The 24,264-nt window shown below is 56.6% G+C and carries 20 protein-coding genes; 7 read left to right on the top strand and 13 right to left on the bottom strand.

Features of this window, described 5'->3' with window-relative positions:
* Both AB5Y76_RS06435 and AB5Y76_RS06430 read right to left on the bottom strand, forming a co-directional pair.
* The gene (locus AB5Y76_RS06435) at positions 1–1,188 is read right to left on the bottom strand and encodes a patatin-like phospholipase family protein (RefSeq protein ID WP_040065538.1); all 1,188 of its coding nucleotides are present in this window, start codon (positions 1,186–1,188) and stop codon (positions 1–3) included.
* A gap of 94 nt (positions 1,189–1,282) precedes the next feature.
* Positions 1,283–1,855, bottom strand: a complete 573-nt coding sequence (locus tag AB5Y76_RS06430; RefSeq protein ID WP_005333118.1) for a phasin family protein — start codon at positions 1,853–1,855, stop codon at positions 1,283–1,285.
* 248 nt (positions 1,856–2,103) lie between these two features.
* On the opposite strand from AB5Y76_RS06430, the gene AB5Y76_RS06425 reads away from it, so the two are divergent.
* A complete protein-coding gene (locus tag AB5Y76_RS06425) occupies positions 2,104–4,077 on the top strand; it encodes an SDR family oxidoreductase (RefSeq protein ID WP_263718546.1) in 1,974 nt (657 codons plus the stop codon).
* Positions 4,078–4,167: 90 nt separating this feature from the next.
* Here the strand turns inward: AB5Y76_RS06425 and AB5Y76_RS06420 are convergent, their stop codons facing one another.
* Entirely contained in the window at positions 4,168–5,043 is an 876-nt protein-coding gene (locus AB5Y76_RS06420; protein WP_064336075.1) for a triacylglycerol lipase, read from the bottom strand.
* 170 nt (positions 5,044–5,213) lie between these two features.
* Here AB5Y76_RS06420 and AB5Y76_RS06415 point away from each other — a divergent pair, with 170 nt between their 5' ends.
* From AB5Y76_RS06415 to AB5Y76_RS06400, 4 genes are all read left to right on the top strand, one after another.
* Entirely contained in the window at positions 5,214–5,516 is a 303-nt protein-coding gene (locus AB5Y76_RS06415; protein WP_005360490.1) for a YebG family protein, read from the top strand.
* 380 nt (positions 5,517–5,896) lie between these two features.
* Entirely contained in the window at positions 5,897–7,174 is a 1,278-nt protein-coding gene (locus tag AB5Y76_RS06410; protein ID WP_263718573.1) for a site-specific integrase, read from the top strand.
* A gap of 372 nt (positions 7,175–7,546) precedes the next feature.
* Positions 7,547–7,885, top strand: coding sequence for a hypothetical protein (locus AB5Y76_RS06405; protein WP_005333109.1), 339 nt, complete (start codon positions 7,547–7,549; stop codon positions 7,883–7,885).
* Between the two features lie 291 nt (positions 7,886–8,176).
* A complete protein-coding gene (locus AB5Y76_RS06400) occupies positions 8,177–8,476 on the top strand; it encodes a hypothetical protein (RefSeq protein WP_263718547.1) in 300 nt (99 codons plus the stop codon).
* Positions 8,477–8,817: 341 nt separating this feature from the next.
* Here AB5Y76_RS06400 and AB5Y76_RS06395 read toward each other — a convergent pair whose 3' ends face one another.
* Positions 8,818–9,051 (bottom strand): hypothetical protein, encoded by a 234-nt coding sequence (locus AB5Y76_RS06395; RefSeq protein WP_263718548.1) that lies wholly within the window; start codon positions 9,049–9,051, stop codon positions 8,818–8,820.
* Between the two features lie 192 nt (positions 9,052–9,243).
* Between AB5Y76_RS06395 and AB5Y76_RS06390 the strand changes: the two genes are divergently transcribed.
* Together AB5Y76_RS06390 and fabA are read left to right on the top strand one after the other, a co-directional pair.
* Positions 9,244–11,220: a Lon protease family protein gene (locus tag AB5Y76_RS06390; protein ID WP_139441344.1), complete on the top strand. Its 1,977-nt coding sequence runs from the start codon at positions 9,244–9,246 to the stop codon at positions 11,218–11,220.
* Positions 11,221–11,318: 98 nt separating this feature from the next.
* Entirely contained in the window at positions 11,319–11,858 is a 540-nt protein-coding gene (fabA, locus tag AB5Y76_RS06385) for a 3-hydroxyacyl-[acyl-carrier-protein] dehydratase FabA (protein ID WP_196783564.1), read from the top strand.
* 84 nt (positions 11,859–11,942) lie between these two features.
* On the opposite strand, the gene rmf is transcribed toward fabA, so the two are convergent.
* The 9 genes from rmf to AB5Y76_RS06340 all read right to left on the bottom strand — a co-directional run bounded on the left by rmf (position 11,943) and on the right by AB5Y76_RS06340 (position 24,137).
* On the bottom strand, positions 11,943–12,119 hold the full coding sequence (gene rmf / locus AB5Y76_RS06380) for a ribosome modulation factor (RefSeq protein ID WP_010674759.1): 177 nt from the start codon (positions 12,117–12,119) through the stop codon (positions 11,943–11,945).
* Between the two features lie 161 nt (positions 12,120–12,280).
* A complete protein-coding gene (locus AB5Y76_RS06375; RefSeq protein WP_263718561.1) occupies positions 12,281–14,194 on the bottom strand; it encodes an ABC transporter ATP-binding protein in 1,914 nt (637 codons plus the stop codon).
* A gap of 73 nt (positions 14,195–14,267) precedes the next feature.
* Entirely contained in the window at positions 14,268–14,498 is a 231-nt protein-coding gene (locus tag AB5Y76_RS06370; protein WP_224970140.1) for a glutaredoxin family protein, read from the bottom strand.
* On the bottom strand, positions 14,498–16,693 hold the full coding sequence (gene rlmKL, locus AB5Y76_RS06365; RefSeq protein WP_263718562.1) for a bifunctional 23S rRNA (guanine(2069)-N(7))-methyltransferase RlmK/23S rRNA (guanine(2445)-N(2))-methyltransferase RlmL: 2,196 nt from the start codon (positions 16,691–16,693) through the stop codon (positions 14,498–14,500). The genes AB5Y76_RS06370 and rlmKL overlap by 1 nt, the downstream gene beginning before the upstream one ends.
* Before the next feature lie 139 nt (positions 16,694–16,832).
* Positions 16,833–16,958 carry a type B 50S ribosomal protein L36 gene (ykgO, locus tag AB5Y76_RS06360; protein ID WP_005336596.1) on the bottom strand — a complete coding sequence of 42 codons (126 nt, stop codon included), beginning with the start codon at positions 16,956–16,958 and terminating at the stop codon, positions 16,833–16,835.
* Complete coding sequence (locus AB5Y76_RS06355) at positions 16,959–17,222, bottom strand: type B 50S ribosomal protein L31 (protein ID WP_139429160.1); 264 nt, start codon at positions 17,220–17,222, stop codon at positions 16,959–16,961. It lies immediately after the preceding gene.
* A gap of 361 nt (positions 17,223–17,583) precedes the next feature.
* A complete protein-coding gene (locus tag AB5Y76_RS06350; RefSeq protein WP_005345444.1) occupies positions 17,584–18,120 on the bottom strand; it encodes a cell division protein ZapC in 537 nt (178 codons plus the stop codon).
* 90 nt (positions 18,121–18,210) lie between these two features.
* On the bottom strand, positions 18,211–19,221 hold the full coding sequence (pyrD, locus tag AB5Y76_RS06345) for a quinone-dependent dihydroorotate dehydrogenase (RefSeq protein ID WP_263718564.1): 1,011 nt from the start codon (positions 19,219–19,221) through the stop codon (positions 18,211–18,213).
* 77 nt (positions 19,222–19,298) lie between these two features.
* Positions 19,299–24,137 (bottom strand): NAD-glutamate dehydrogenase, encoded by a 4,839-nt coding sequence (locus AB5Y76_RS06340; RefSeq protein ID WP_368177696.1) that lies wholly within the window; start codon positions 24,135–24,137, stop codon positions 19,299–19,301.
* Positions 24,138–24,264 lie beyond the last annotated feature (127 nt).

The following is a 24,264-nucleotide window of genomic DNA, read 5'->3' as shown; positions in this document are numbered from 1 at the left end:
CTACTCCTTTGGTGATGAACGGCGCACGCCGTGGCGATAGCGTTTGGCAAGCCAGTGCTGCAACTGCTCCAGCGACTTGTCGAGGGCGGCAACTGAGCCAATGCCGGGGGCCAGCAGGGTGCGATCTTCATCGGCCAGCGCGGCCAAATTGAGCTCGAGGCCATGCTTGGCCAGCACCGGCGCCAGCTCGTCACGGCGCTGCCAGAGATCGCGGCGGGTATGCTGGTAAGCGTGCTCGCAGAGACGGCGACGATCCCGGTAACTGAACACATTGGTGAAGAACATCTCGCCATCGGCAGAAGAGGGCTCAAACAGCAATGCGTCAGCATCGGGATATTGGTGCTTGTAGCGATCCATCCCCACATGCATGCGGGAGTGGATGATGGCGCGAAAAGTCTGGGCCAGTACCACCGGCAGACCGCTGTCCACCAGATTGGTCGGCGCGCCGGCGGCCATGTCCGCATCATAGGGCACAAGCGGATTGATGCAGAACACCAGATCCGCCCCCTCTTCCAGCGCTACCGAAGCGTGCAGGGTCTTGATCAGCGCCCCGTCCACATAGTAACGCCCGTTAATCAATGAAGGGGGAAAGAGGCCGGGCAGGGCGGCCGACGCCTGTACCGCCGCCGAAATGGGCACGTCATCGAGCCCCGGGCTGCCGAAGGCGACCGGATGACCGGTGTCGAGTTCGGTAGCTACCACAAACAGTCGACTGCGCAGCTGGCGAAAATCGTTGCTGCGGCCGGGACGAGAGAAAAACTGGGTCAGGGTGCGATCCACCCCGCGGTTGTCGAACAGTCCGGTCGGAATGGCCTTGGAGAGCCCCTGCAGCGATTCAAACAGGCTGCGCTTCCAGGGCGCCGCCAGATAGTAGGTCAGGCTCTGCCAAGCCAGCGGCGGGATCGAGGTCAGGCGGTCAGCATATTCACGAAAGGCGGGGCGCAGCAAGGTGGCCGGGTCAAACATCTCCCCCGAATCATCGCTGAGCAGGATCCGCACCAGCTTAGCCGGCGAAATGCCGTTGGCCAGCGCCGAGGCCACCACGGCCCCCGAGCTGACGCCAACATAGATATCAGCATGGTCAAGGCGCAGGCCGTTGATGCTGTCAGAGAGGGCTGCGCAGGCACCGATCTCGTAGATGCCACCGAGCGGCCCGCCGCCAGCAAGGGCAATTGCGATGGTACTCATAGTATCGCCTCTCTATCCATGACATTCACCATGACAAGACCGGCCCAGCGCAGGGCATGGGCCGGTATCAATCACATTCCGTCACTGCGAGGGATCAGGGCAGGACGCTCTCTGCTTTGGCCTTCACCTCTTTCACCGCATCTTCCGCAGCGGAGAGGAGATCGGCGGCCTGCTCAACCACGGCCTCTTTGGCCTTGGCTACCGGTGCCTTCTTTACCGGAGGCTTGCGGGCAGCGGGCTTTTTGGCGGCAGCCGGTTTGGCTTCAGCAGCAGGGGCTTCCTCTTCCTGTGCATCCAGCAGTTGCTGGACCACGTCGGTCAGCTCGGCCATGCGCTTGGAGAGCTTGTCGATATCCTTGCGGGTCGGAATGCCGAGGCTGGCTACGGCGCGTGCCACGCGATCTTCGAACACCTGCTCCAGACGGCCCCAGGTATTGGCGGTCTTGTCGGTCACAGCGGCAATCTTCTCATCTGCGCTCTGACGGGTTTTTGCTTGCAGCGCTTCACCTTCCTGCACCAGGGCTTCAAAGATCTTGCCACCCTCTTCCTGCGCCTTGGCATAGGCACCCAGACCCGCCAACCAGATCTGCTGGGTGGACTCTTTGATAGTGGAGGTGAGTTGGTTGTCGGTCACTGACCCTGCCAGCGCTTTCAATTTCTTAGCCATGATCTTCTCCTTGAATAACGACAGTTAAATGTAATGGCGACAACGAAACTGCAATCGGGTTGTGGCATTACTGATTTTTCAACTTCAGTCTAGGGACAAAAAATAGAGGGTTCTACCTAATAACGGAACAGGCACACCACCGAAATTAGGGTTTGCTCACGAACCGACAATCAAATTGCGGATTCCCATATGAATCGTGATATATCTAACAACCTAGTAACACCCTAATCAGTAGCAGGATTCTCTTTATGAACTATTTCATTACTGGCGGTAGTGGTTTTATCGGGCGTCGATTGATCAAAAAGTTATTCCAACAGCATCCCGACTGTATCGTCTATTTTCTGATGCGCGCCTCTCATCAGGATAAATTGCCGGAGTTATTTGCATTCTGGAATGTGGATGAATCGCGCGCAGTCCCGGTTTTTGGTGACATGACGCAACCGCTGCTGGGGGTATCGGTCGAGATGCAGGAGCAGTTGATCGGCAAGATCGACCACTTCTTCCATCTGGCTGCCATCTATGATCTGAACGCCAAGGCCGGGATCCAGCAGCAGGTCAACACCGAAGGGACCCGTCAGGCTGTTCAACTTGCCGAGCGGCTGGGGGCGGGGCAGTTCCACCACTGCAGCTCCATCGCTGCAGCGGGTCTGTTCGACGGTCTGTTTCGCGAGGACATGTTCGATGAGGCAGAGCACCTCGACATGCCTTACTTCCGGACCAAGCACGAAGCGGAAGGGATTGTGCGCAATGAGTGCACAGTTCCGTGGCGAGTCTATCGCCCGGGGATCGTTGTCGGTGACTCCAACACCGGCGAGATGGACAAGATCGACGGCCCTTACTACTTCTTCAAGACCATCCAGAAACTGCGTCGTCTGCTACCGCCCTGGATGCCAGCCATCGGGGTTGAGGGCGGGCGCATCAATATCGTGCCGGTCAACTTTGTGGTCGATGCCATGGAGCATATCGCCCATCAGGAGGGAGAGGAGAACAAAACCTTCCATCTGACCGACCCCAACCCGATGCGGGTCGGCGACATGCTGAGCACCTTCTCCCGCGCCGCCCATGCGCCGGAGCCTGCGATCCGCATCAACGCCTCCCTCTTTAACTTCATTCCCCGCCACCTGACCGCCATGCTGATGACCATGGCGCCGGTGCGCCGCATCCGCGATGCCGCCATCGCCGACCTGGGTCTGCCCAAGGATGTGTTCCGCCTTATCAGCTATCCCACCCGTTTCGACAGTCGCGAAACCCAGCGGGTACTGAAAGGGACAGGCATCGAAGTGCTGCCGCTGCACAGCTACGCCTGGCGGTTGTGGGATTACTGGGAGCGTCACCTCGACCCGGAGCTCTTCATCGATCGCTCCCTGCGTGGTCGGGTCGAGGGCAAGGTGGTGCTGGTGACCGGGGCCACCTCCGGTATCGGCCGTGCAACCGCGCGCAAGCTGGCTGGAGCGGGGGCCAACGTCGTTACCATCGCCCGCGACGAGCAGAAGATTGCCGAGACTAAAGCGGAGTTTGCCGAGCTGGGGCTGACCATCGAGATCTATCAGGGGGATCTCTCCAATCTGGCGCAGGCCGAGGAGATCACCGCTCGCATCGTGGCCGATCACGGTGGCGTCGATATTCTGGTCAACAATGCCGGCCGCTCCATCCGCCGCTCCATCGAGGACTCCTTCGATCGCTTCCACGATCTGGAGCGCACCATGCAGCTCAACTACTTTGGCGCGCTCAAGGTGATCATGGGGGTGCTACCCACCATGATCGAGAAGAAAAAAGGGCACATCATCAACATCTCCTCCATCGGGGTGTTGACCAATGCGCCGCGCTTCTCCGCCTATGTTGCCTCCAAGTCGGCCCTCGATGCCTGGGTGCGTACCGCCGCCTCCGAGTTTGCCGATAAAGGGGTCAGCTTCTCCATCATCAATATGCCGCTGGTGAAAACGCCGATGGTCGCGCCGACCAAGGTCTATGAGCAGGTGCCGATGATGACGCCGGAAGAGGCGGCCGATCTGGTGTGCGATACCATCATCAACAAGCACGTTCGTCTGGCCACTCGCCTCGGGGTATTCGGTCAGGTGGTTCATGCTCTGGCACCGCGGGTTGCGCAGGTGATCATGAACACCAGCTTCCGCACCTTTGCCGATCCCAAGGATGGCGACAAGTCCAAGGCGACCGCCGATCAGGTTGCCGTCTCGACCCTGATCAAGGGGATACACTTCTAACCGGATGATGGGATAAAGAGATCAACAGGGGCCTGAGCAATCAGGCCCCTGTTTTATTTGGAATAACAGTTGAAGGACGAATAAGGAGGGTCAGACTCGGGACAACAGATCAAGCAGCAGATCTGTCGTGCGGCGGGAGTAGAGCAGAGAGAGATGGCCAATGGCAGGTAACTCGATATCTTCCATTCCCGCCAATCGTTGCCGCTCCTGCGGCATCACCACATTGTCGTGACTGGTGCGCACCGAGATGCCGGGTACGCAAAGCGGCACCGAAGCGAAACGCTGCAACCAGCCGGAACCGGGCTCCATCTCGCGGGCATTGGCCCCAAGCCCAAGGGCGGCAAGCTGACTGCCCTGATGGGGGGTGGCCAGGGTGATCAGGCGATCTACCTTGTCACCGCCATGGATAGCCAGATAGTCGCGGCAGACCAGCCCCCCCATGCTGTGACCGACCAGCACCAGCTTGTCAGCCCCGGTCTGCGCCAGCACATCGTCAATCCGGGTGGCCAGCAGTGGCACCATCTCATCAATATGACCAAATGGTGGCATCAGGGTAATGGTAGCAACCACATGGCCTGCAGCCTCCAGTCGGGCGCGCTGGGTGCGCCAGATCCCGCGACTGCAACCGTAACCATGCACCAGCAATACGGGGCGCTGGCACGGACGCAGCCGATCGGGTGCCATCAGCAAAGGCTCGAACGGTAACAACAAGGTGAAGGTGTAGAGGTAGGCCAACATCTCCTGCGCCATCATCTTCACCCTGCGCCAGGGGCCGATAGCCGGGGAGGGGTAGAAGCGGGTAAAGAGCCAGCTGCCGAGCACCACCAGACAACGCAACCCAAACAGGGCAAACACCACAAACAGCAGGGTCAGCAGCCAGGGGAGTCCCACGACCAAGTGGGCGATACTCCCGAGGAGCAGCACCTCTACCATCAGCAGGATAAACAGGTGTCGTACGATCGTCATAAGGCCATGATCCGACCAGTCAGGCGTGGAAGTCAAATGGCACTTTGAGACAGCTTGATCCAGCACGGCTTTTGTCGCTAAACCCCGGCGAACTCTTTTCCGGTGAGGTTATTTGCAATACTGTATATCCATACATATACTCTATCCATCATCACCAAGAGGAGGCCATCATGGCTGTCGAGATCAAATATGTGGTTGTTCGTGGGGGAGTGGAAAAAATGACCTTTGCCAGCAAAAAAGAGGCCGATGCCTATGACAAGCTGCTGGATACGGCCGACGAGTTGATGACCCTGTTGGCTGGCGCCCCGCTCGAGCTGGCCCCAGAGCAGCAAGAGAGTCTGGCATTCTACCTGGCAGAACAACGCGATGTGCTGCAAACCCTGCTGCGCGGCGGCAAGGTTCAAGCAGGCACGAAAGAGGAAGAGGCCCCAGCAGCCAAGCGCAAGGAGAAGCCACTAAAGCAGGTGGCCTGATTGCACAGACCTGCTATTTCTCGGGATAAACAGCTCGCTTCATTCACTTTGTTCGCATTTAAAACCATTTTTACGGCTATTTACCCCGAGAATTTTCTAACAACGGTGCATATCCAATGCATAACTGAATAGCGTGCACCACTGAGCGACATCAGTCAGATCTATGAGGAAATAATGAGCAAACAGTGGAGAGAACGTTATCCAGATCGCTCCTGGTGACCTTAATCAGCAACAACAAGAGGTAGTACCAATCCCAACAGAAGCCGCATTCATGTATCACGAGCCCTTTTCTAGCAACTCGGCTCACAGGCTCATATCGATTCATCTCAGCATCAACAAGCAACACCATGACTCAACAACCATTATCCTTGCCGCCAGCCATGCCGCTGTTTGACAGCCTTATCTATCTGGAAGCCGGTAACCCACAGGTCAATCAGTACCTTGCCAACCTCAGCCTCAACGATGTACCCGATGCCGGTCTGGTTTACGAACTGGCGGTCGATTGGCTGCTGGAGCAGCGCAACAGCGAAAACAACTACAAAACCTATCGCAGCGAACTGACCACTTTTTTGCACTGGTGCTTTCGCGAGGCGGCCATCAGCCCGAAAGATCTCACTCGCCGCATCATGATCCGCTATCTCGACTACTGTCAGTCCCCCCCTGAAGAGTTGATCGCCTATCGCAACGTGGCACAATTTGTCCTCGACAAGGAGTGGGGGGAGCGGTTGCCCAATCCGCAATGGCGTCCGTTTTTGGGCAAACGGGAGCTGGGCCGCACCTTGCCCTATCGCCTGAGCGAGCAGGCGATGAAGACCAAACTCGCCATCTTGTCGGCCTTCTTCCAGTTTCTGATCCAGGAGGAGTACATGGACAGGAATCCCGCTCTGCTGCTGCAGCGGGTCAAACGGCCGCAACAGCAGGAGGCCGATGATCAGGTGCAGGCCTTCAGCGAGTTGCAGTGGTCATACGTGATGCAGGCCGCCGACACCCTTGCCAACGACCATCCGGAGCAACACGAGCGCAGCCGTTTTCTCACCATTCTGATGTACGCCTGCTATCTGCGGATCTCTGAGGTTGCTGCCCGACCGGGCTTTACCCCTGTGATGGGGCAGTTCAGGCGGGATCGCAAAACCGGCGTCTGGGGCTACTTTATTCCGCAAAGCAAAGGGGGCAAACGGCGTACCGTAGCGGTATCCCAAGCGCTGCTGGCGGCACTCGAACGCTACCGCCGCTTCCTCGGTCTCTCTCCCTTGCCGACACCGGATGAACAGACACCACTGTTCGTTCGCCATAAAGCGGCAGCACATGGTCGCGATCAGGGGGAACTCAACGCCAACCTTGGAATTCGCCAGCTACGGGATTTGATCATGGTGATCATCGGTAAAGGCGCAGAATTGGCAGAGCAGGATGGATTTGTCCAGGATGCGGCCGAAATGCGGCAACTCTCTCCCCATGCGATCCGCCACACCGGGATCACCCATGACATCAACCTGCATGGTCGACCGCTTTCCCACGTACAAGCCGATGCAGGACATGACAGCATCGACACCACTTCGAAATACCTGCACACCAGCAACAGTGAACGACATGAGAGCGCCCAGCAAAAGCCGCTGGACCGATTGAACCAACATGTTAGAGATAACACTCACAATGACTAACGAACAACGTGACATGATTCCTGATTTTTATTGACTGCTCTTAGAACACAGATTGGCTTGTTTGGGATGTCATAGAAGTTGGTGCGGCGATGTTGTACTTCTCTGGATGGCAATCGGTTCAGGGAATATTTTTGGCTCACATGATGATTCAGAACAGGCTCCTTGCCATCTGCGGCATACATATTTATCGCGTAACAGAGAAGCAAAAAACGGAATTGCTTGCTGAAACACCGAGAACACCCGATGCCGAAAGCTAAGTAACATGCCGGAAGCAATCATATTCGGTTGAACAGCTCCTTGTTATCACACTTGCATATCCAGTCATCATTGGTGATATTGATATCAATATTAACGAGCTACCAAGGAGCGGGTATGCAAGTGGCAGTGGTGGAAAAGACCTTCAGGATCGTTGGCAAAGGGTCGCTCATGGCCCAGTTCACCTTTATCTCTTCAGGCACACTGCATATCTGGTTTCCGGATGTGGGCCTGCAGATGGAGGCCCACTGCAAAGAGTTGCGTATCGAAGATTGCACCATTATCTATACCAATGGCCTCCATCACGGCCAGCCCAGAGCGCTCTGGTCCTTAACCCTCCATCCCGATGATATGAACGAGCTCAAACGTATATTGCAGCAGTTTAACAGCAACCTCTACTTGACCTGCCAGCCACCCACATTGGCCATCGCCAAACGTGCCTTGAATATGAATTGACCCAACTTCCAAAATGAAATGGCGAATACTCTTCAAGCCGAATAAGCCGTGACGATTTAAGGGGAGGGGAGTCTATCGCGATAGTCGGCATTTTTATGGCTGTTTTACAAGAAGGAGTATCAATATTTCCAGAGAGAGACCTCTCAAGTAGGGGACAGATATTTCTAAGAATATTCACGGTAATGACGTTGGTTATAACGGTGCCAATCAAACTTAACGTTCCATTGGTGAGGGGTATCCAGCGCGATGTACTAATTTAATAGTGGACTCTTATATCAAAATGGAACATTTGTGGTTTCAGAATATCGACTAAGGGGAGGGGGTATATCTGATCATTGGGATGACTACTTCAACCAGGAAAAGGCACCGCCTGACTTCCTGGTTGAGCGAGTAGATGTTGTGGGCGAGGGGGCTTTGGCGGATCAGTTGGCCAAGTTGGCCGACCTCTACATTGCCAAACAGCACGGGAACCGGATAGCAGGTCTTGCTGACTTGGGTGAGGATCTTCTTAAGCTGGCCGAGACTGGCATTCGTGACGGTTTATCGTCATGCGCTGGATTGATGAAGCAATTGTGCCGCAGAACCGGCTGAAGAAAGCTTTGTTATCTCTCACGTGATGCCGATAACCACATTTATCGGCATCAGTTTAGTGCCTCAGCTCGCCACAGCTTGAAATTCATCCAAGCTGGACTCATATCTGTCTAGAGCATTTTGCTCTACTTACGAGGAAGCTCCTATATATGAACATATGTGATGATGAGATGCTTGTTCTCAGCGAGAATGAGAAAAAACTAGAACAAGAGTATGAGGCCATGAAGAAGTCTGGAGCCTCGTCAGAGCAACTTTGGTCTAAAGCCAATGAATTGCACAAAGCCAATGAGGCCTGCAATAATTATGCATCGAAGCATACGTCTGCTTATTCCTCGTAATCTCTAATCTTGACCCCAATCCATTTCACCTGGTGGTGTGGCATTGGGGTCACACTGAGCCAACAGTTCTTCCAGTGTGTAGCTCGGCTTGCCATCATCGCGCAGTTTGGCGCGGGCACGTTCCACATCATCAAACGCCGCAGGTGGCTGAATTAACATCAGAACAATTAAAACCAGCTTTTGCGTCAGCAGCGCCGGATCACCATCTTCAAGAGCTGCCTGCAGATAGGCAACCATATCGGCCTCGGTGGCCAAGCCATCAGCCGCATCAAAACGGCTCTATTGCTCAGGTTTCTTCATTCTATCCTCCTGTATCCGATATTGCGCATAATGTATATTATGTTAAATGGCATATCTTGTTTCCTGTCACCACTTATTGAACTGTGTATAATGGCAACAATTGATCCTATCTTCGACCGGATGTCTTAAGTGGCTGAATTAACATCAGAACAATTAAAACCCGCTTTTGCGATTGAACAGTTCCCCAAGCTCAGCGAGCTTGAACCTATCCCCTTTGCTGCGCTGCAACCCAGAGCCATTTCCGGCATCAAGCGTCTCGCCAGTTTTGATGGTGACTGTCCGGTCATGCTGCTCAACGGATTCCCCGGCGCAGATTACGAAGGCGTTTGCCAGACGCTGATTGCTGACTCCCATGGCAAGGATGGTGACCTGTTTGATCTCTGCTACACCGAGAATCTGAACAACCCCTACAAGCCTATCTGGCTGCGCCTGCAACCAGGCACCGGCGTTGAGTTTTGCGAAATGGTTGGCGAGCTGCTCAAGCTGTTGAGCCACCATCTCGATGCCGAACGTATAGTGACCCGCATCATGCGCAAGCAGAACAATGATCCGAAAATCGATGATTTCCTCTCCGATCTGGCGGCTCACGTGGCATTGGGTCTGGAGTTCCAGCACCCCATTCTGATCAACCTGCTGATCCACCACGAAGCGCAGGAAGCGCCGGTAATTTATGGCCGTGATCTCAACTGGGATACCCTGTTTGGCTCTATCAATTACCAGACCGAACAAGGCTCTGTCTATGCCAACCAGCACCTGTTGGAGCCCGGCTTGCTGCGCGAAGCCAACGGCGGTTACCTCATTTTGCAACTGGATGAGCTGCTGGATCAGCCTCATCTCTGGTTCAAACTGAAAAATGCCATGCAAAAAGGCGAGCTGGACTGGAACGCCTATCAGGAAGGGAAAACCCTGACCCCCTTCTTCGCGCCTGAAGCGACCCCCATCAAGCTCAAGCTGATCCTGGTCGGTGACCGACTGGACGTGGCCGAGTTCCAGATGCTGGATCGGGATATGTCCGAACGCATCTTCCTACGCGCGGATCTGGTGTCAGAGGTGAATATTGAAGAGGATCTACAGGAATTTCTGCAGTACCTGGCCTGGCTGCGCCAGCGCTGGAGCCTGCTGGACTTCACGCCAGCCGCCCTCGCCGCCCTTTGTCGTCATGCCAGCCGCCTCTGTGACCATCAGGAGTGGTTGTCGCTCTCCGAAGTGCAACTCTCCGCCATCATGCGGATGGCCGACAGTCTGGCCCGGGAGCTGGAATCTGATGTGGTCACCGACGAGCATATTCGCGGCGCACTGGAAGAGCAGGATTACCGCCTCAACTATCTGGTTGAGCAGTCCGACCAAGGGGTTATCGACGGCCAGATCCTGCTGCAAACCGACGGCGAAGAGATTGGCCAGATCAACGGCCTGTCTGTCATTCAGGTCTCCGGTCACCCTTATGACTTCGGCGAGCCGGTGCGCCTCACCGCTACCGTACACCTGGGTGATGGCGATGTGGCGGATATCGAGCGCAAAGCGGAGCTGGCCGGTCATATCCACGCCAAGGCGATGATGATTATCCACGGCTATCTCTCCAACAAATTTGGTGCAGAGAACCCATCCCCCCTGTCGGCCAATCTGGTGTTCGAGCAGTCTTACCACGAAATTGATGGCGACAGCGCCTCCCTGACCGGCTTGTGTGCCCTGCTCTCAGCCCTCGCCCGCCAGCCTATCTATCAGCACTTCGCCGTGACCGGTGCGGTCGATCAGTTTGGCAATGTGCAGGCCGTTGGTGGCGTGAACGAGAAGATTGAAGGCTTCTTCCGGGTGTGCAAAATCCACGGCATCACCGGCAAGCAAGGTATCATTTTGCCGGGCACCAACATCCAGCAGCTGAACCTCTCTGACGAGGTGATTGCAGCGGTTGAAGCAGGCCAGTTCCACATCCACCCGGTGGATCATGTGGAAGAGGCCATCGAGTTGCTGACTGGCTGTGTCGCCGGTGAGCCTGATATGCCCGATACCCTGTTTGGCCGTATTCAGGAGCGGTTGGACGAGTTGAACGGCTCCACTGCCAAAGTCGGACTGCTGCAATCCCTGCTGGGGCGCCTGTTTGGCCGCTGATGAAGTGATCGGAGTTGTTTAGCGAACAACTGTAAGCTAAATTGGCCCGGCTTTGACCCATTTGAAGGAAATACCGCGTGACCGTAGACAATACCACCATGGAAGCCCGCCTTTCCCTGTGCGAACAGGGCAAGAACTCTTTTACCCGTGAAGAGCTGCTGGCTTGCAGCCGTGGCGAACTGTTTGGTGAGGGTAACAGTCAGCTGCCTGCCCCCAACATGTTGATGATGGACCGCATCGTCAAGATCAATGACAACGGCGGCGAACACGGCAAGGGCGAGATCCTGGCTGAGCTCGACATTACTCCGGATCTCTGGTTCTTCGATTGCCACTTCCCGGGTGATCCTGTGATGCCTGGCTGTCTCGGTCTGGACGCCATGTGGCAGCTGGTTGGCTTCTTCCTTGGCTGGAAAGGTGGCCCCGGCAAGGGTCGTGCTCTGGGCGTAGGTGAAGTGAAATTCACCGGCCAGATCCTGCCGACTGCCAAGAAAGTGACCTACAAGATCACCTTCAAGCGCGTCATCAACCGCAAGCTGGTGATGGGGATTGCTGATGGTGTGGTCGAAGTCGACGGTCGTCCGATCTACAGCGCCACCGACCTGAAAGTGGGCCTGTTCAAAGATACCACCGCATTCTGATCTCTCTGATTGGTGGTAAAACAGCATTAACGCAAAGGGGCCACAACGGCCCCTTTCCTTTTGTAATGAGTGATGAAGTACCTGCTACTTCATGAAGAGGCCTGAGCCCCGCCCTTCCATGGCGTCACGCCAACCACCAAGCCAATGCCCTCGGGCATCCAGGCATTGATACGGACACGCTTCTTTCTGTTTGCCGACCACGCCAGCCTGATAACCACGAGCACGAGCTCTTTCCAGACGGTCCCGCTTCTGTCTCTTCATCATCTACGACCCTCTTCGTGGAACAAAAAAAGCGACCAATTCTGCATCGGTCGCTTTCATCTTTACTCCTGCGAGCGCACTCGGTCAAACAAAAACTTCCACCCTAACCGGGCTATGTGACACAAGGCACTGAACTGGATTAAGTTTTAATTACAGGGAACTTACTCCTTATTTTTGAGTCCTTCCAGCTCTTCCCAGCGAGCAAATGCCTGCTCCAGCGCGGCTTCAGCGGCATTGAGCGCATCGAGTTTCGGCTGGGTTTTATCTGCCGGCAGCGAGAAGAACCCAGGCTGGTTGATCTCGCTTTGCAGCGCATCCAGCTCGGCTTCCAGCTGCTCAAGACGAGCAGGCAACCCTTCCAGTTCAAGCTGCAGCTTGTAGGAGAGCTTCTTGCTCTTCTTCGGCGCTTCTGGCGCGGTGGCAACGACCGGCTCGGGCGCCTTGACCGGTGCACTCCTGGCCTGTTGCTGGACATTCTGCTGTTCGCGGGTCGCCATCATGTCGGCGTAACCGCCCACGTAATCGCTGATACGGCCATCCCCTTCAAACAGCCAGCAGCCGGTCACTGTGTTGTCGATGAAGCGACGATCGTGACTCACCAGCAGCAGGGTGCCGGGGTAGTCGGAAAGCAGCTCTTCCAGCAGCTCCAGGGTTTCCACATCCAGATCGTTGGTCGGTTCATCGAGGATCAGCAGGTTGCTGGGCTTGAGGAACAGCTTGGCCAGCAGCAGCCGGTTCTTCTCGCCACCGGAGAGCGCCTTGACCGGCGTACGGGCCCGCTTGGGCTCGAACAGGAAGTCCTGCAGGTAACCGAGGATATGACGGGAGCGGCCACGCACCATCACCTCTTGTTTGCCCTCCCCGACGTTGTCCACCACCGTCTGCTCGGGATCAAGCTGCTCGCGGTACTGATCGAAGTAGGCCACCTCCAGATTGGTGCCCCCCTTGACGGTGCCACGGGTCGGCTCAAGCTGCCCCAGCAACAGCTTGATCAGGGTCGATTTGCCGCAGCCATTGGGGCCGACCAGCGCAATCTTGTCGCCACGCAGCACTTGCAGATCGAGCCCCTTGAACAGGGTGCGATCGCCAAAGTCCAGCCCCAGCCCTTCGGTCTCGAACACCAGCTTGCCGGAGCGATTGACCTCGTCCAGTTGCAGCTTGGCCTTGCCCTGCAGCTCGCGGCGCTGGCTGCGCTCCATGCGCATTGCCTCAAGGGCGCGCACCCGACCTTCGTTACGGGTACGGCGAGCCTTGATACCCTGACGCACCCACACCTCTTCCTGCGCCAACTTGCGGTCGAACTCGGCATTTTTCAGCTCTTCGACCCGCAGCCACTCCTCTTTCCCCTGCAGGTACTCGTCGTAGTTACCCGGCCAGGAGGTGATGGCGCCGCGATCCAGATCGATGATCCGGGTAGCCAGCTTGTGAATAAACTCCCGATCGTGAGAGATAAAGACGATGGCGCCGCGAAAATCCTTGAGGAAATCTTCCAGCCAGTTGATGGCTTCGATATCCAGGTGGTTGGTCGGCTCATCGAGCAGCAACAAGTCGGGATCACAGGCCAGCGCACGGGCCAGCGCCACCTTGCGCAGCCAACCGCCAGAGAGACTATCGAGGGTCACATCGGGATCCAGCCCCAGCAGGGTCAACACCTGACTGATGCGGGTCTCGAACTGCCAACCGTTCTGATAGTCGAGCTGCTCTTGCAACTCGCTCATCTTGCGAATGTTGGCGTCTGACGGATCGCTCGCCAGCTCCATGGAGATGTGGTGGTACTGCTTGAGCAGCTCCCCCACCCCCGCCAGCCCTTCGGCGGCATAGTCAAACACCGTCAGCTCGCTGGAAGCAGGCGGATCCTGCTCAAGGCGGGTCACTTTCAAATCTTGCTGCAGCACCAGACGGCCGTCGTCCAGCGGCAATTCGCTGGCAATGACCTTCATCAGGGTGGACTTGCCCGCCCCGTTGCGGCCAACCAGGCAGAGGCGCTCGCCCCGCTCGATGGTCAATTCGGCATTGTCGAGCAGCGGGAAATCACTGAACGACAGACATGCGCCGTGCAATGTTAAAAGAGCCATGTGTGTTCCTTATTTCATATGAAAAAAACGGGCAGCAGACTGGGTCTGCCCCCGTTTTATCGTCAAATCACTCTCACCCCTGACGGGCGGCCCAGCCCTTGAGCTCCACCAGCGTGAAGGGCCAGCCGAGCTCGCGGCCCGCCTCGTCACGCAGCACCGGAATGCGCACCCGATAGGCGGCAAGCCACTGCTCATCATCCATGATGTCGCACTGGCGGGTGGTAGTGGCAAGGCCTGCCTCCTCCACCAGCGCCCACGCCTGTTCGCACAGGTGGCAACCGTCGGTATGAAACAGGGTCAGCATCACGCCTCGCCTTGCTCCGGCGCATGGGTGATGATCCAGCAGTTGTGGATGTGCTGGTTGCGCTCGAAATCCTTTGGTCGCGTCTTCTGGGTGATGTTCTGGGCCTTGAGACCAGTGGCCTCTAGACCGGCCAGATCCATCTTGAAGTGACGCTTGTTGTTGGAGAAGACCAGAGTGCCGTCCGCCGCCAGCAGGCGCTTCAGGTGCTGCATCAGCAGCAGATGATCGCGCTGTACGTCGAAGCTCTCGTCCATCCGCTTGGAGTTGGAGAAGGTGGGCGGATCGATGAAGATGAGGTCGTACTGATCATCGGCTTCAGACAACCACTTCAGGCAATCTGCCTGCACAAACTTGTGCTGACGGCCCACCAGCGAGTTAAGACGCATGTTGTCCTGTGCCCAGTTCAGGTAGGTGTGGGACATGTCCACTGTGGTGGTCTCGCTGGCACCGCCAAGACCTGCGTGCACGGTGGCACTGCCGGTGTAGGCAAACAGGTTCAGGAAGCGCTTGCCCTTGGCCATCTGACCCAGCATGCGGCGAGTCTGACGATGGTCGAGGAACAGGCCGGTATCCAGATAGTCGTATAGGTTAACCCACAGCCGGGCACCGTACTCCTGCACTTCCATCCGGTGCTGCTCTTCGGAGAGCTTCTGATACTGCTGTTTACCTTCCTGACGCTCGCGCACCTTCAGGATCACCTTCTCGCCGTCCATCCCGGTCACCTTGATGGCGGCCTGAACCATGTCGAGCAGACGCTGACGGGTCTTCTGGGCGGGAATGTCTTTGGGCGCGGCATACTCTTGCACCACCAGATAGTCTTGATAGCGGTCGATGGCGGCGTTGTATTCCGGCAAGTCGGCATCGTAGATGCGATAGCAATCGATGCCCTCTTTGTTGGCCCACTTCTCGAGGGTTTTCAGATTCTTGCGCAGACGGTTGGCAAAGTCCTGTGCGACCTCTTTCTGGGAAGCCACGGAGTCCAGTGCGATTTGATAATTGCGCAGCTGACACTCGAGGGCGCCGTTGAACAGGCGATATTGCTTGTCGGCGCGCAGGCGCAGACAGCTGAGCAGCTCGGGGGATGCGGAAAGAATGGAGACTTTCCAACCCTGGAAGCTGCGACGCAGGGCATCGCCGAGGGCCTGATGCACTTCCAGCAGCGCCGGGAATTCGCCAAGACGCTCGCCATAAGGCGGGTTGGAGATCAGCATACCGACCTGGCGGGCCTCCCCTTGACCTGCTTCCCCTTCAACAGGGGCAGGCATCGGCAGCGGGTTTTCCAGCTTGGTGACATCGGCCTGCTTGAAGGTAATCAGGTGAGCCACACCGGCCGCTTTGGCGTTATCACGGGCTTTGAGCAGCACACGCTGGTCGGCATCACAACCAAACAGTTTTACTTCACAACGCTGCATGCCGCGTTTGGCTCGCACTTGCGCTTCCATCATCAGGCTCTGCCACAGCTCGCTATCGTGCTGCAGCCAGCGATCGAAACCGAAGCGCTCGCGGCGCAGCGCCGGCGCCATGTCGGCGGCGATAAAGGCCGCTTCAATCAGCAAGGTACCGGAACCGCACATCGGGTCCATCATGGGCTCACCGGCCCAGCCACTACGGGCAATCATGGCGCAGGCCAGGTTCTCTTTGAGCGGTGCTTCACCTGTGCCCTGACGATAGAAACGCTGGTGCAGCGCCGGGCCTGACAAGTCCAGCGTGATATTGGCCTTGCCTTTGCCAAGGTGCGCCATGATGCGAATATCCGGCGACTTTTTGTCCACGTCCGGACGCACGTGACCGCGCTTGGTGAAGCGGTCGACGATGGCATCCTTGATTTTCAGCGCGCCATATTGGGTATTGCGAATGGCAGGGTTGGTACCGGTAAAGTCCACCGCGATGGTAGCGGTACCGGAGAAGTGCTCTTCCCAGGGAATGGTGTGGGCGCCCAGATAGAGATCCAGATCGTCGTTCATCTGGAATTCGGAGAGCACCAGCACGATACGGGAGGCAAAACGGCTCCACAGGCAGGCCTTGTAGCCAATCGCCAGTTCGCCTTTGAAATGGACGCCAGCCACGGTCTCACGAACCTGCTCTGCGCCCAGGGTGGTCAGCTCATCGGCCAACAGGTTTTCCAGCCCCTTGGGGCAGGTTGCAAAAAATTCTTTCATCACGCTCACGGGGAACCCATAAAAATAGTGCAGCATTATACCTCATCAGGCGGGCTGGAGCATGCAAAAGTCGGCGCAAACAGCAGGATGGAAACAGATTGGTAGGTGGTGAAAAGGTAAAAGGCCCCATGACTACCTGATGGCGAGATCATGGGGCCAGACATCATTTAGCGGATCACTTCATACGAGCCTTGAAACGGGGATTGCTTTTGCAAATCACGAACAATTTGCCCCGGCGGCGCACCAACTGACAATCGGGATGGCGCGCCCGTGCGGATTTGAGTGAACAGACGACCTGCATTCAGGACTCCTTCTTGCTTGAAAATGCGCCAAAGCGCTTGTTGAAACGGGCCACACTCCCCTCACTCGATACCTGCTTCTGCTTGCCGGTATAGAACGAGTGCGACTGGCTGGAAACATCGAGCGACACATAGGGATACTCCTTCCCGTCTAGCCACGTATAGCGGCGATCGCTCTTGATGGTTGAACCGACCAGGAAAAAGGCATCTGCCGCCGTGTCATGGAACAGCACCAAACGATAATCCGGGTGAATATGAGGCTTCATGGCAACTCCATTCTGTTATGTTATAACAAAATGTAAGTGAGAATAGCTCTCGTTTCAAGCATAAAATGTCGTATGTAGAAAATCGCTGCAGTGAGTGATGTGTTGATACTGGGGTGGAGGCACTACACAAGCAGAACGAAACAAGAGGGAGGCACCATGCTTGCAGCACGGAAGGCCAAGACACTGCGTGGGTCAGAACACAAGATGCAAGTGAGTGAAACAAGCCTCAAGAGAGGCTGGAACACAACCATGAAGATCAATGAGAATGGGCAAGATGTTCGCGGATCAATGAAGTATCAGAAACAACAGTAAAAACAGGCAGCGGTGTAATCACAGAGATAAAACGATTGATGAAAATATATCAACTGACCTGACGATATTGCTCGGTCACGGTAATACGCGGTTTCATCCGGTTATTCATCACCTTGATCACCCCGAAACGCGGCAAGGTTTTACTGGTGGTCAATACCAGATCGGCTGTGAGGTTCAAACAGACACTAGCCTGATCCCCTGCCTCAATCACCATAAATTCGCCGTTGCCATGAGGTGTATTCATCAGTACCAGATCACCGTTTTGCGGGATCACTTGCGGATGCTGTTCACTAAAAAACCAGCTTTGCGGCATCAGAGGTTTATAAAAGCGACTGACCGCAATGGCATTAAGCACCAACTGAACCTGATGGGGAATACTCCACTCAAGTTCGGCTGCTTTATCCATCAACTGATAATAGAGGGCGGCATCATCGACACAAAAAGGCTGGGTCGCAAACGAGCTGGGCACCAATTGTCGCCCTTTATACTCGGTCGCAAATAACATGTTATCAGACAAGTCCAACATCAGACGGTCACTCTGGGCATCATAGTGCCATTGCCAGCTATCGGTCGGTTGGATAAACATGTTGGAGCCCTTACTTGATAATTACCAGTTGACTTTATTCCATATGCAGGAAATCAGCAACGTCAAATAAAGGGCTCCGCCATCTATTTCTTAAATATTGGTCACAATCTCTTTGACCAGCCCCGGCCCTTTATAAATAAAGCCGCTATAAATTTGTACCAGACTGGCACCGGCGGCCAATTTTTCACGGGCGGCCATGGCACTATCAATACCACCCACACCGATAATTGGCAGAGCACCATTGAGCGCCTTGGCCAGATGATGGATCACCTCGGTACTCTTGTGCTGCAGCGGACGACCACTCAGGCCACCCGCTTCACCGGCGTGGGGCATGTCATAAATCATCTCGTGCTCGAGGGTGGTATTGGTGGCGATAACCCCATCAATACCATTCCGTACCAGCGAAGCGGCCACCTGATCTATTTCTTCAAGGCTTAAATCCGGGGCAATTTTAACCGCCAGCGGCACATACTTTTTATATTGGGCGGCCAGCTCTTGCTGTCGCACCTTGAGGGCGGCCAGCAATTCATCCAGCGCCTCGCCATATTGCAGCGAACGCAAACCCGGTGTGTTGGGGGAAGAGATATTGACGGCAATATAACCGGCGTGATCATAAACCTTGTCCATGCAGATCAGATAATCATCCTTGCCCTGTTCGATGGGAGTATCTTTGTTCTTGCCGATATTAATGCCGATGACCCCCTGATATTTGGCCTCTTTTACCTTGGCCACCAGATGATCCACCCCCTTGTTGTTGAATCCCATCCGGTTGATGATCCCCTCTGCCGGAATAACCCGGAACAGGCGGGGCTTGTCATTGCCGCTTTGGGGTCTGGGGGTGACGGTACCGACCTCGATAAAGCCAAATCCCATGGCGCCCAGCGCATCAATGCACTCACCATCTTTATCCAGACCGGCCGCCAATCCCACCGGATTGGCAAAAGAAAGCCCCATGACAGTGACGGGGCGTTTCGGCAAATTCTGGCGGAAGAAACAATCGAGTGGCGTACCGAGAAGGCGGGGCAAATATTTCATGGAGAGATCGTGAGCCTGTTCCGGATTGAGTTTGAACAGGAAATGCCTGGCGATGGGGTACAACATCTTTGCTCCTTAAAGAAAGCCCCGGCAACTGGCCGGGGCTTTGGGTGTAATGTCGGTGTCATGCCTTAATCTGGCAATTAAAGTGCCCGACAATTCAACTGGAGCAGGTTCAACTCTCGCAAGGCCACCGAGAACTTGGCGAACTCGTGAGTACTGGTGGTCTTGAAGTCGGCCAACATGTGGGTCCAACGGGACAAGAGTTGCTCATGCTCCGAAATCCAGTCGGCCAGTATGGTAGCGCATTCTCCCTGATCTTTGCACCCTTCCAGTACCACAGAAGTGAGACTGCGTTGCTGCCAGTCAAGATCTTCGCGGAAGGAAGCTCGCGCCATCGCCTGCCAGTGGTTGCCGACCGGCTGATGGTTGATCTGGTCGAGGAACCAGTGCAGATCCAGTTTGGCTCCGAGGCGATAGTAGACATTGGCGGCGCGCAGGATATCGGTCTTGTGCTCGGCGGCAATCTGCGCCAGATCCAGGCTGGAGAAGAGGCTGCTCATATGGGCGACCTGACGGGCAATGGCCTCCGGCACCTGTTTCTCCATCCATTTGGCAACAGCCTGACGATGCTCGGCCACTTCACTCTCATCCATCACCTCGTAAAGGTGCTTCCCTAAGGTCTCGAACGCCGGACGGAAGAAGGCGATGTTCTCGCTGATGCTCCAGCTACGATTGCGGGCACGCAGGAACCAGCGGGTGGCTCGGCGCACAATGCGGCGGCTGTAGAACATCAGCTCGAGCTGAGTCTGGGCATCCACCAGGTTGTCGCACCCTTCGATATCGCGCCACAGCTGGTTCATGCCAAACACTTCGCGGGCCATGGCAAAGCAGCAGGCCACTTCGGCGACCGAGGCACCGGTTTCGTCCTTCATCCGGCTGGCGAAGTTGAGCCCCATGTCGTTAACCAGCATGTTGGCCACCCGGGTAGCGATGATCTCGCCGCGTAGCGGGTGATCGGCCAGCTGGGCACCAAACTGCTGCTGCACCTTGGCCGGGAAGCTGGTGACCAGCATATTGGCGAGGAAGGGCTCGTCGGTCACTTCCGGGCAGTTGAGCTGCTCTTTCAGCACCATCTTGCCGTAGGCCACCAGCACCGCCAGTTCGGGGCGGGTCAGCCCCTGCCCTGCCGCCATCCGCTCGGAAAGCTCCTCATCGGATGGCAGGAACTCCAGCGCACGGTCGAGCTTGCCTTCCCGCTCCAGCCCCTGAATAAAGCGCTGTTGCTCTTTCAGTTGTTCAGAGCCGCGGAAGCTGGTGACCGAGATGGACTGGGACTGGCGATAGGCGTTGGTGATCACGATCTGCGCCACGTCGTCGGTCATCTCGTAGAGCATCTGGTTGCGTTGCTTGAGGGTCAGATCCCCTGCCGCCACCAACTGGTTCAGCAGGATCTTGATGTTCACCTCGTTATCGGAGCAATCCACCCCGCCGACGTTGTCGGTAAAATCGGTATTGATGCGACCGCCCTGACTGGCGTACTCCACCCGACCGAGCTGGGTAAAGCCGAGGTTGCCTCCCTCGCCCACGATGCGGGCCCGCAAATCGCGACCATTGACTCGCAGTGCGTCGTTGCTGCGATCGCCCACTTCCCCATCGCTCTCGCGAGCGCTCTTCACATAGGTGCCGATGCCGCCGTTCCACAGCAGGTCGACATTGAGGCAAAGCAGTGCCTTGATGAGCTCGTTCGGCGCCATGCTGGCCTTGTCGGTGCCGAGCAGGGTCTGCATCTCGGGGCTCAGCTTGATGGACTTGGCCGAGCGCAAGAAGATGCCGCCCCCTTGTGATATCAGCTCGCGGTTGTAGTCATCCCAGCTGGAACCCGGCAGATCGAACAGGCGCTGGCGTTCGACAAAGCTCTTGGCCGCATCCGGGGTCGGGTCAACGAAGATGTGCATGTGGTTGAACGCGCCCACCAGCCGGGTGTGCTCGGAGAGCAGCATGCCGTTGCCGAACACGTCGCCAGCCATGTCGCCAATCCCGACGCAGGTAAAATCTGTGGTCTGGCAGTTGACGCCAATTTCACGAAAATGCCGCTTGACCGACTCCCAGGCACCACGGGCGGTGATGCCCATCTTCTTGTGGTCGTAACCGACCGAGCCGCCGGAGGCGAACGCATCGCCGAGCCAATGGCCGTACTCGAGGCTTATTTCGTTGGCAATATCCGAGAAGGTGGCTGTGCCCTTGTCGGCAGCGACCACGAGGTAGTAGTCATCCTCATCGTGGCGCACTACGGATTTGGGCGGGATCACCTCGCCGCCGATGATGTTGTCGGTCACATCGAGCAGGCCACGAATAAACAGGCGATAACAGGCCTTGCCCTCCTCCTGGATGACGGCACGGGGCGCCCCCACCGGCATCTGTTTGCAGTAGAAACCGCCCTTGGCCCCCACCGGCACAATGACGGTGTTCTTCACCTGCTGGGCTTTCACCAGACCCAGCACTTCGGTGCGGAAGTCCTCTTTGCGATCGGACCAGCGCAGACCACCACGAGCCACTTTGCCCCAGCGCAAATGCACCCCTTCCACCCGTGGCGAATAGACGAAGATCTCGAATTTCGGCAACGGTAGCGGCATGTCGGTAATGCTGGAGGGGGCCAGTTTGAAGGAGATGTAGGGCTTGATGTTGCCCGCCTTGTCCAGCTGGTAGTAGTTGGTGCGCAGAGTAGCGTCGATCATCTCCACATAGCGGCGAATGATACGATCGTCATCCAGGTTAGCCACCTGATCCAGTTTGGCGGCAAGCTCCTCGTGCAGCTTGGCTTGTACCTGGGCGTCCTGCTTGCCGGCTGGGTCGAGGCGTTGCTCAAACAGGGTAAACAGCAACTGGGCGATGTCGGGGTAGCGGGTCAGGGTCTCTTCGATATAGGACTGGCTGAAGGAGACGCCGGTCTGGCGCATGTATTTGGCATAGGCGCGCAGCACCGAGACCTGACGGCCGGTGAGACCCGCCCCCAATACCAGCCGGTTGAAGCCATCATCTTCCAGCTGCTTGTTCCAGATGGCGGCAAACGCCTGCTGGAAGCGCTGCTGGCTCTGGGCCAGATCAAAGGGCTGCTCGCCGTGCAGCAGCATGGAGAAGTCGAGGATCCAGAACAGATCGCCAGCCGGAGTGCGTACCTGATACGGGGTCTCGCCGATCACCCGCAGCCCCATGTTCTCCAGCATCGGCAGCACGTCTGAGAGGTGAATGGGCTCGGTGCGATGGAACAACTTGAGCCGTACCCGACGGTCGTTCTCCTCCTCCTGCGCGCGGTAAAACAGCATCCCCAGCGGCTCGGCTTCGCTCAGGTTATCAAGCGCCATGATGTCGGCCACGGCCGAGCCAGGCAGCACATCTTCTTTGTAAGCGCGGGGGAATGCAGTGCTGAAACGGCGGCGCAGCTCGTTGCCACGGGCCTCGCCATAGTGGGAAAGCAGCACGGAGTCGAGTCTGTCGTCCCAGCTGCGGGCCGCTTCAATCAGGTTGTTCTGTACTTCGTTCACATCCACATCCACGTTGTTGTTGTTGACCCGCACTATGTAGTGGGTCCGCGCCAGCACGCCTTCGGTGAAGTAGACGTTGAACTCCACCTCTTCGTTGCTGCCAAAATACTTCTGCAATATTTGCTGGGTTTTGATCCGCAGCGCCGTGTTGTAGCGCTCCTTGGTGACATAGACCATGCAGGAGAAGAAGCGACCATAGACATCACGGCGCACGAACAGCCGCAGCATGTCACGCTCCTGCATCTCCAGCACCCCAAGACCGGTGGCCAGCAGCTCCTCTTCGCGGGCCTGGATCAGCTCGTCACGGGGATAGGTTTCCAGCACGTTCAGCAGCGCCTTGTAGGCGTGGGAGCCCTTCTCATGACCGGAGGCCGCCATGATGCGTTCGAGACGATGGCTGATGAGCGGGATCTGGGTTGCGCTGGTGTTGTAGATGGAAGAGGCATAGAGACCGATGAAGCGATCTTCCCCGATCACCTTGCCATGCTCGTCGAAGCGCTTGATGCCGATGTAATCCACATAGGCCGGACGGTGCACCCGGGACTTGCTGTTGGATTTGGTGAGGATCAGCAGGTCAGAACTCAGAGCGGCATGACGGGCGCTGGCAGGCATGTTGCCAAGGCGCTGACCCACCTCCTTGATGGAGTTCTTCATCAGCCCCAGGCTGGAGCTCGCCTGCGGCAGGATCTCGTGATCCCCCTCCACCGCCTTGACGTCGTAACGACGATACCCCATCAGGGTAAAGTTGTGGGCAGCTACCCATTTGAGGAAGGCAACGCAGGAGGCCACCTCCTCCTTGCTGACCGGGTGCTTGCGCTTGGGCAGTTCGTCGATGATCTCATTGAGCTTGGCCAGCATGGGCTGCCAGTCGCCGACTGCAAGCGCCACTTCACCGGCCACCGAGTTGAGCTCGGCAGCCAGCGCGGCCATCTGCTCCTCGCTGGTGAGGTGATCGATCTCGATAAGGAATGCCGTTTCAACCGAGGTCTGCCCGTCGGTGTTGTCGAGCTCCAGAATAGCGTCAATCTTGCCATCCGCACCGCGAATGAGGTGCAGCGGTTGGTGCAGCATCATGTGGGCGGTGATATTGAGCCGCTTAAGCGCCATCCGGATGGAGTCCACCAGGAAGGGCGAGTCCTGCAGGATCACCTCGACGATGGTATGGGGCGATTGCCAGCCGTGACGGGTCAGCTCGGGATTGTAGACCCGGATGTAGGGATCGGTACCGCTGCGCTGATTGAGGGCATTCCACAGGCTCAGGGCCGCGCCGTAGAGATCGCTGTCATTGCGATCGTGCAGATCGGAGCTCGCCATGTTGCCGTAGAACTTGGCAACGAAGCGCTCGACCAGAGAGGCACTGTTTTTGGGCAACTTCTGATGGATCAGGCTGAGAACGTTTTCGAGCAGAACTGAGGTAGGGGCGTCTTTCAATGCCATTTTTATATTCCTTATCGGACGACATTAACCACCGACGCAGAGGCAACCACCCTGGTTACCCGCTGGTGCAGAGTTGTTGCGAAGTGTAATGGCTTGGATAAGGGAAGGCGAGGAAAGGTGCTAACGA

The sequence above is a fragment of the Aeromonas sp. R1-2 genome (assembly GCF_040908505.1).
Classification (GTDB): domain Bacteria; phylum Pseudomonadota; class Gammaproteobacteria; order Enterobacterales; family Aeromonadaceae; genus Aeromonas; species Aeromonas veronii.
The sequence above is the reverse complement of the archived record's forward strand: the minus strand, read 5'-3'. Positions and strand labels throughout refer to the sequence as shown.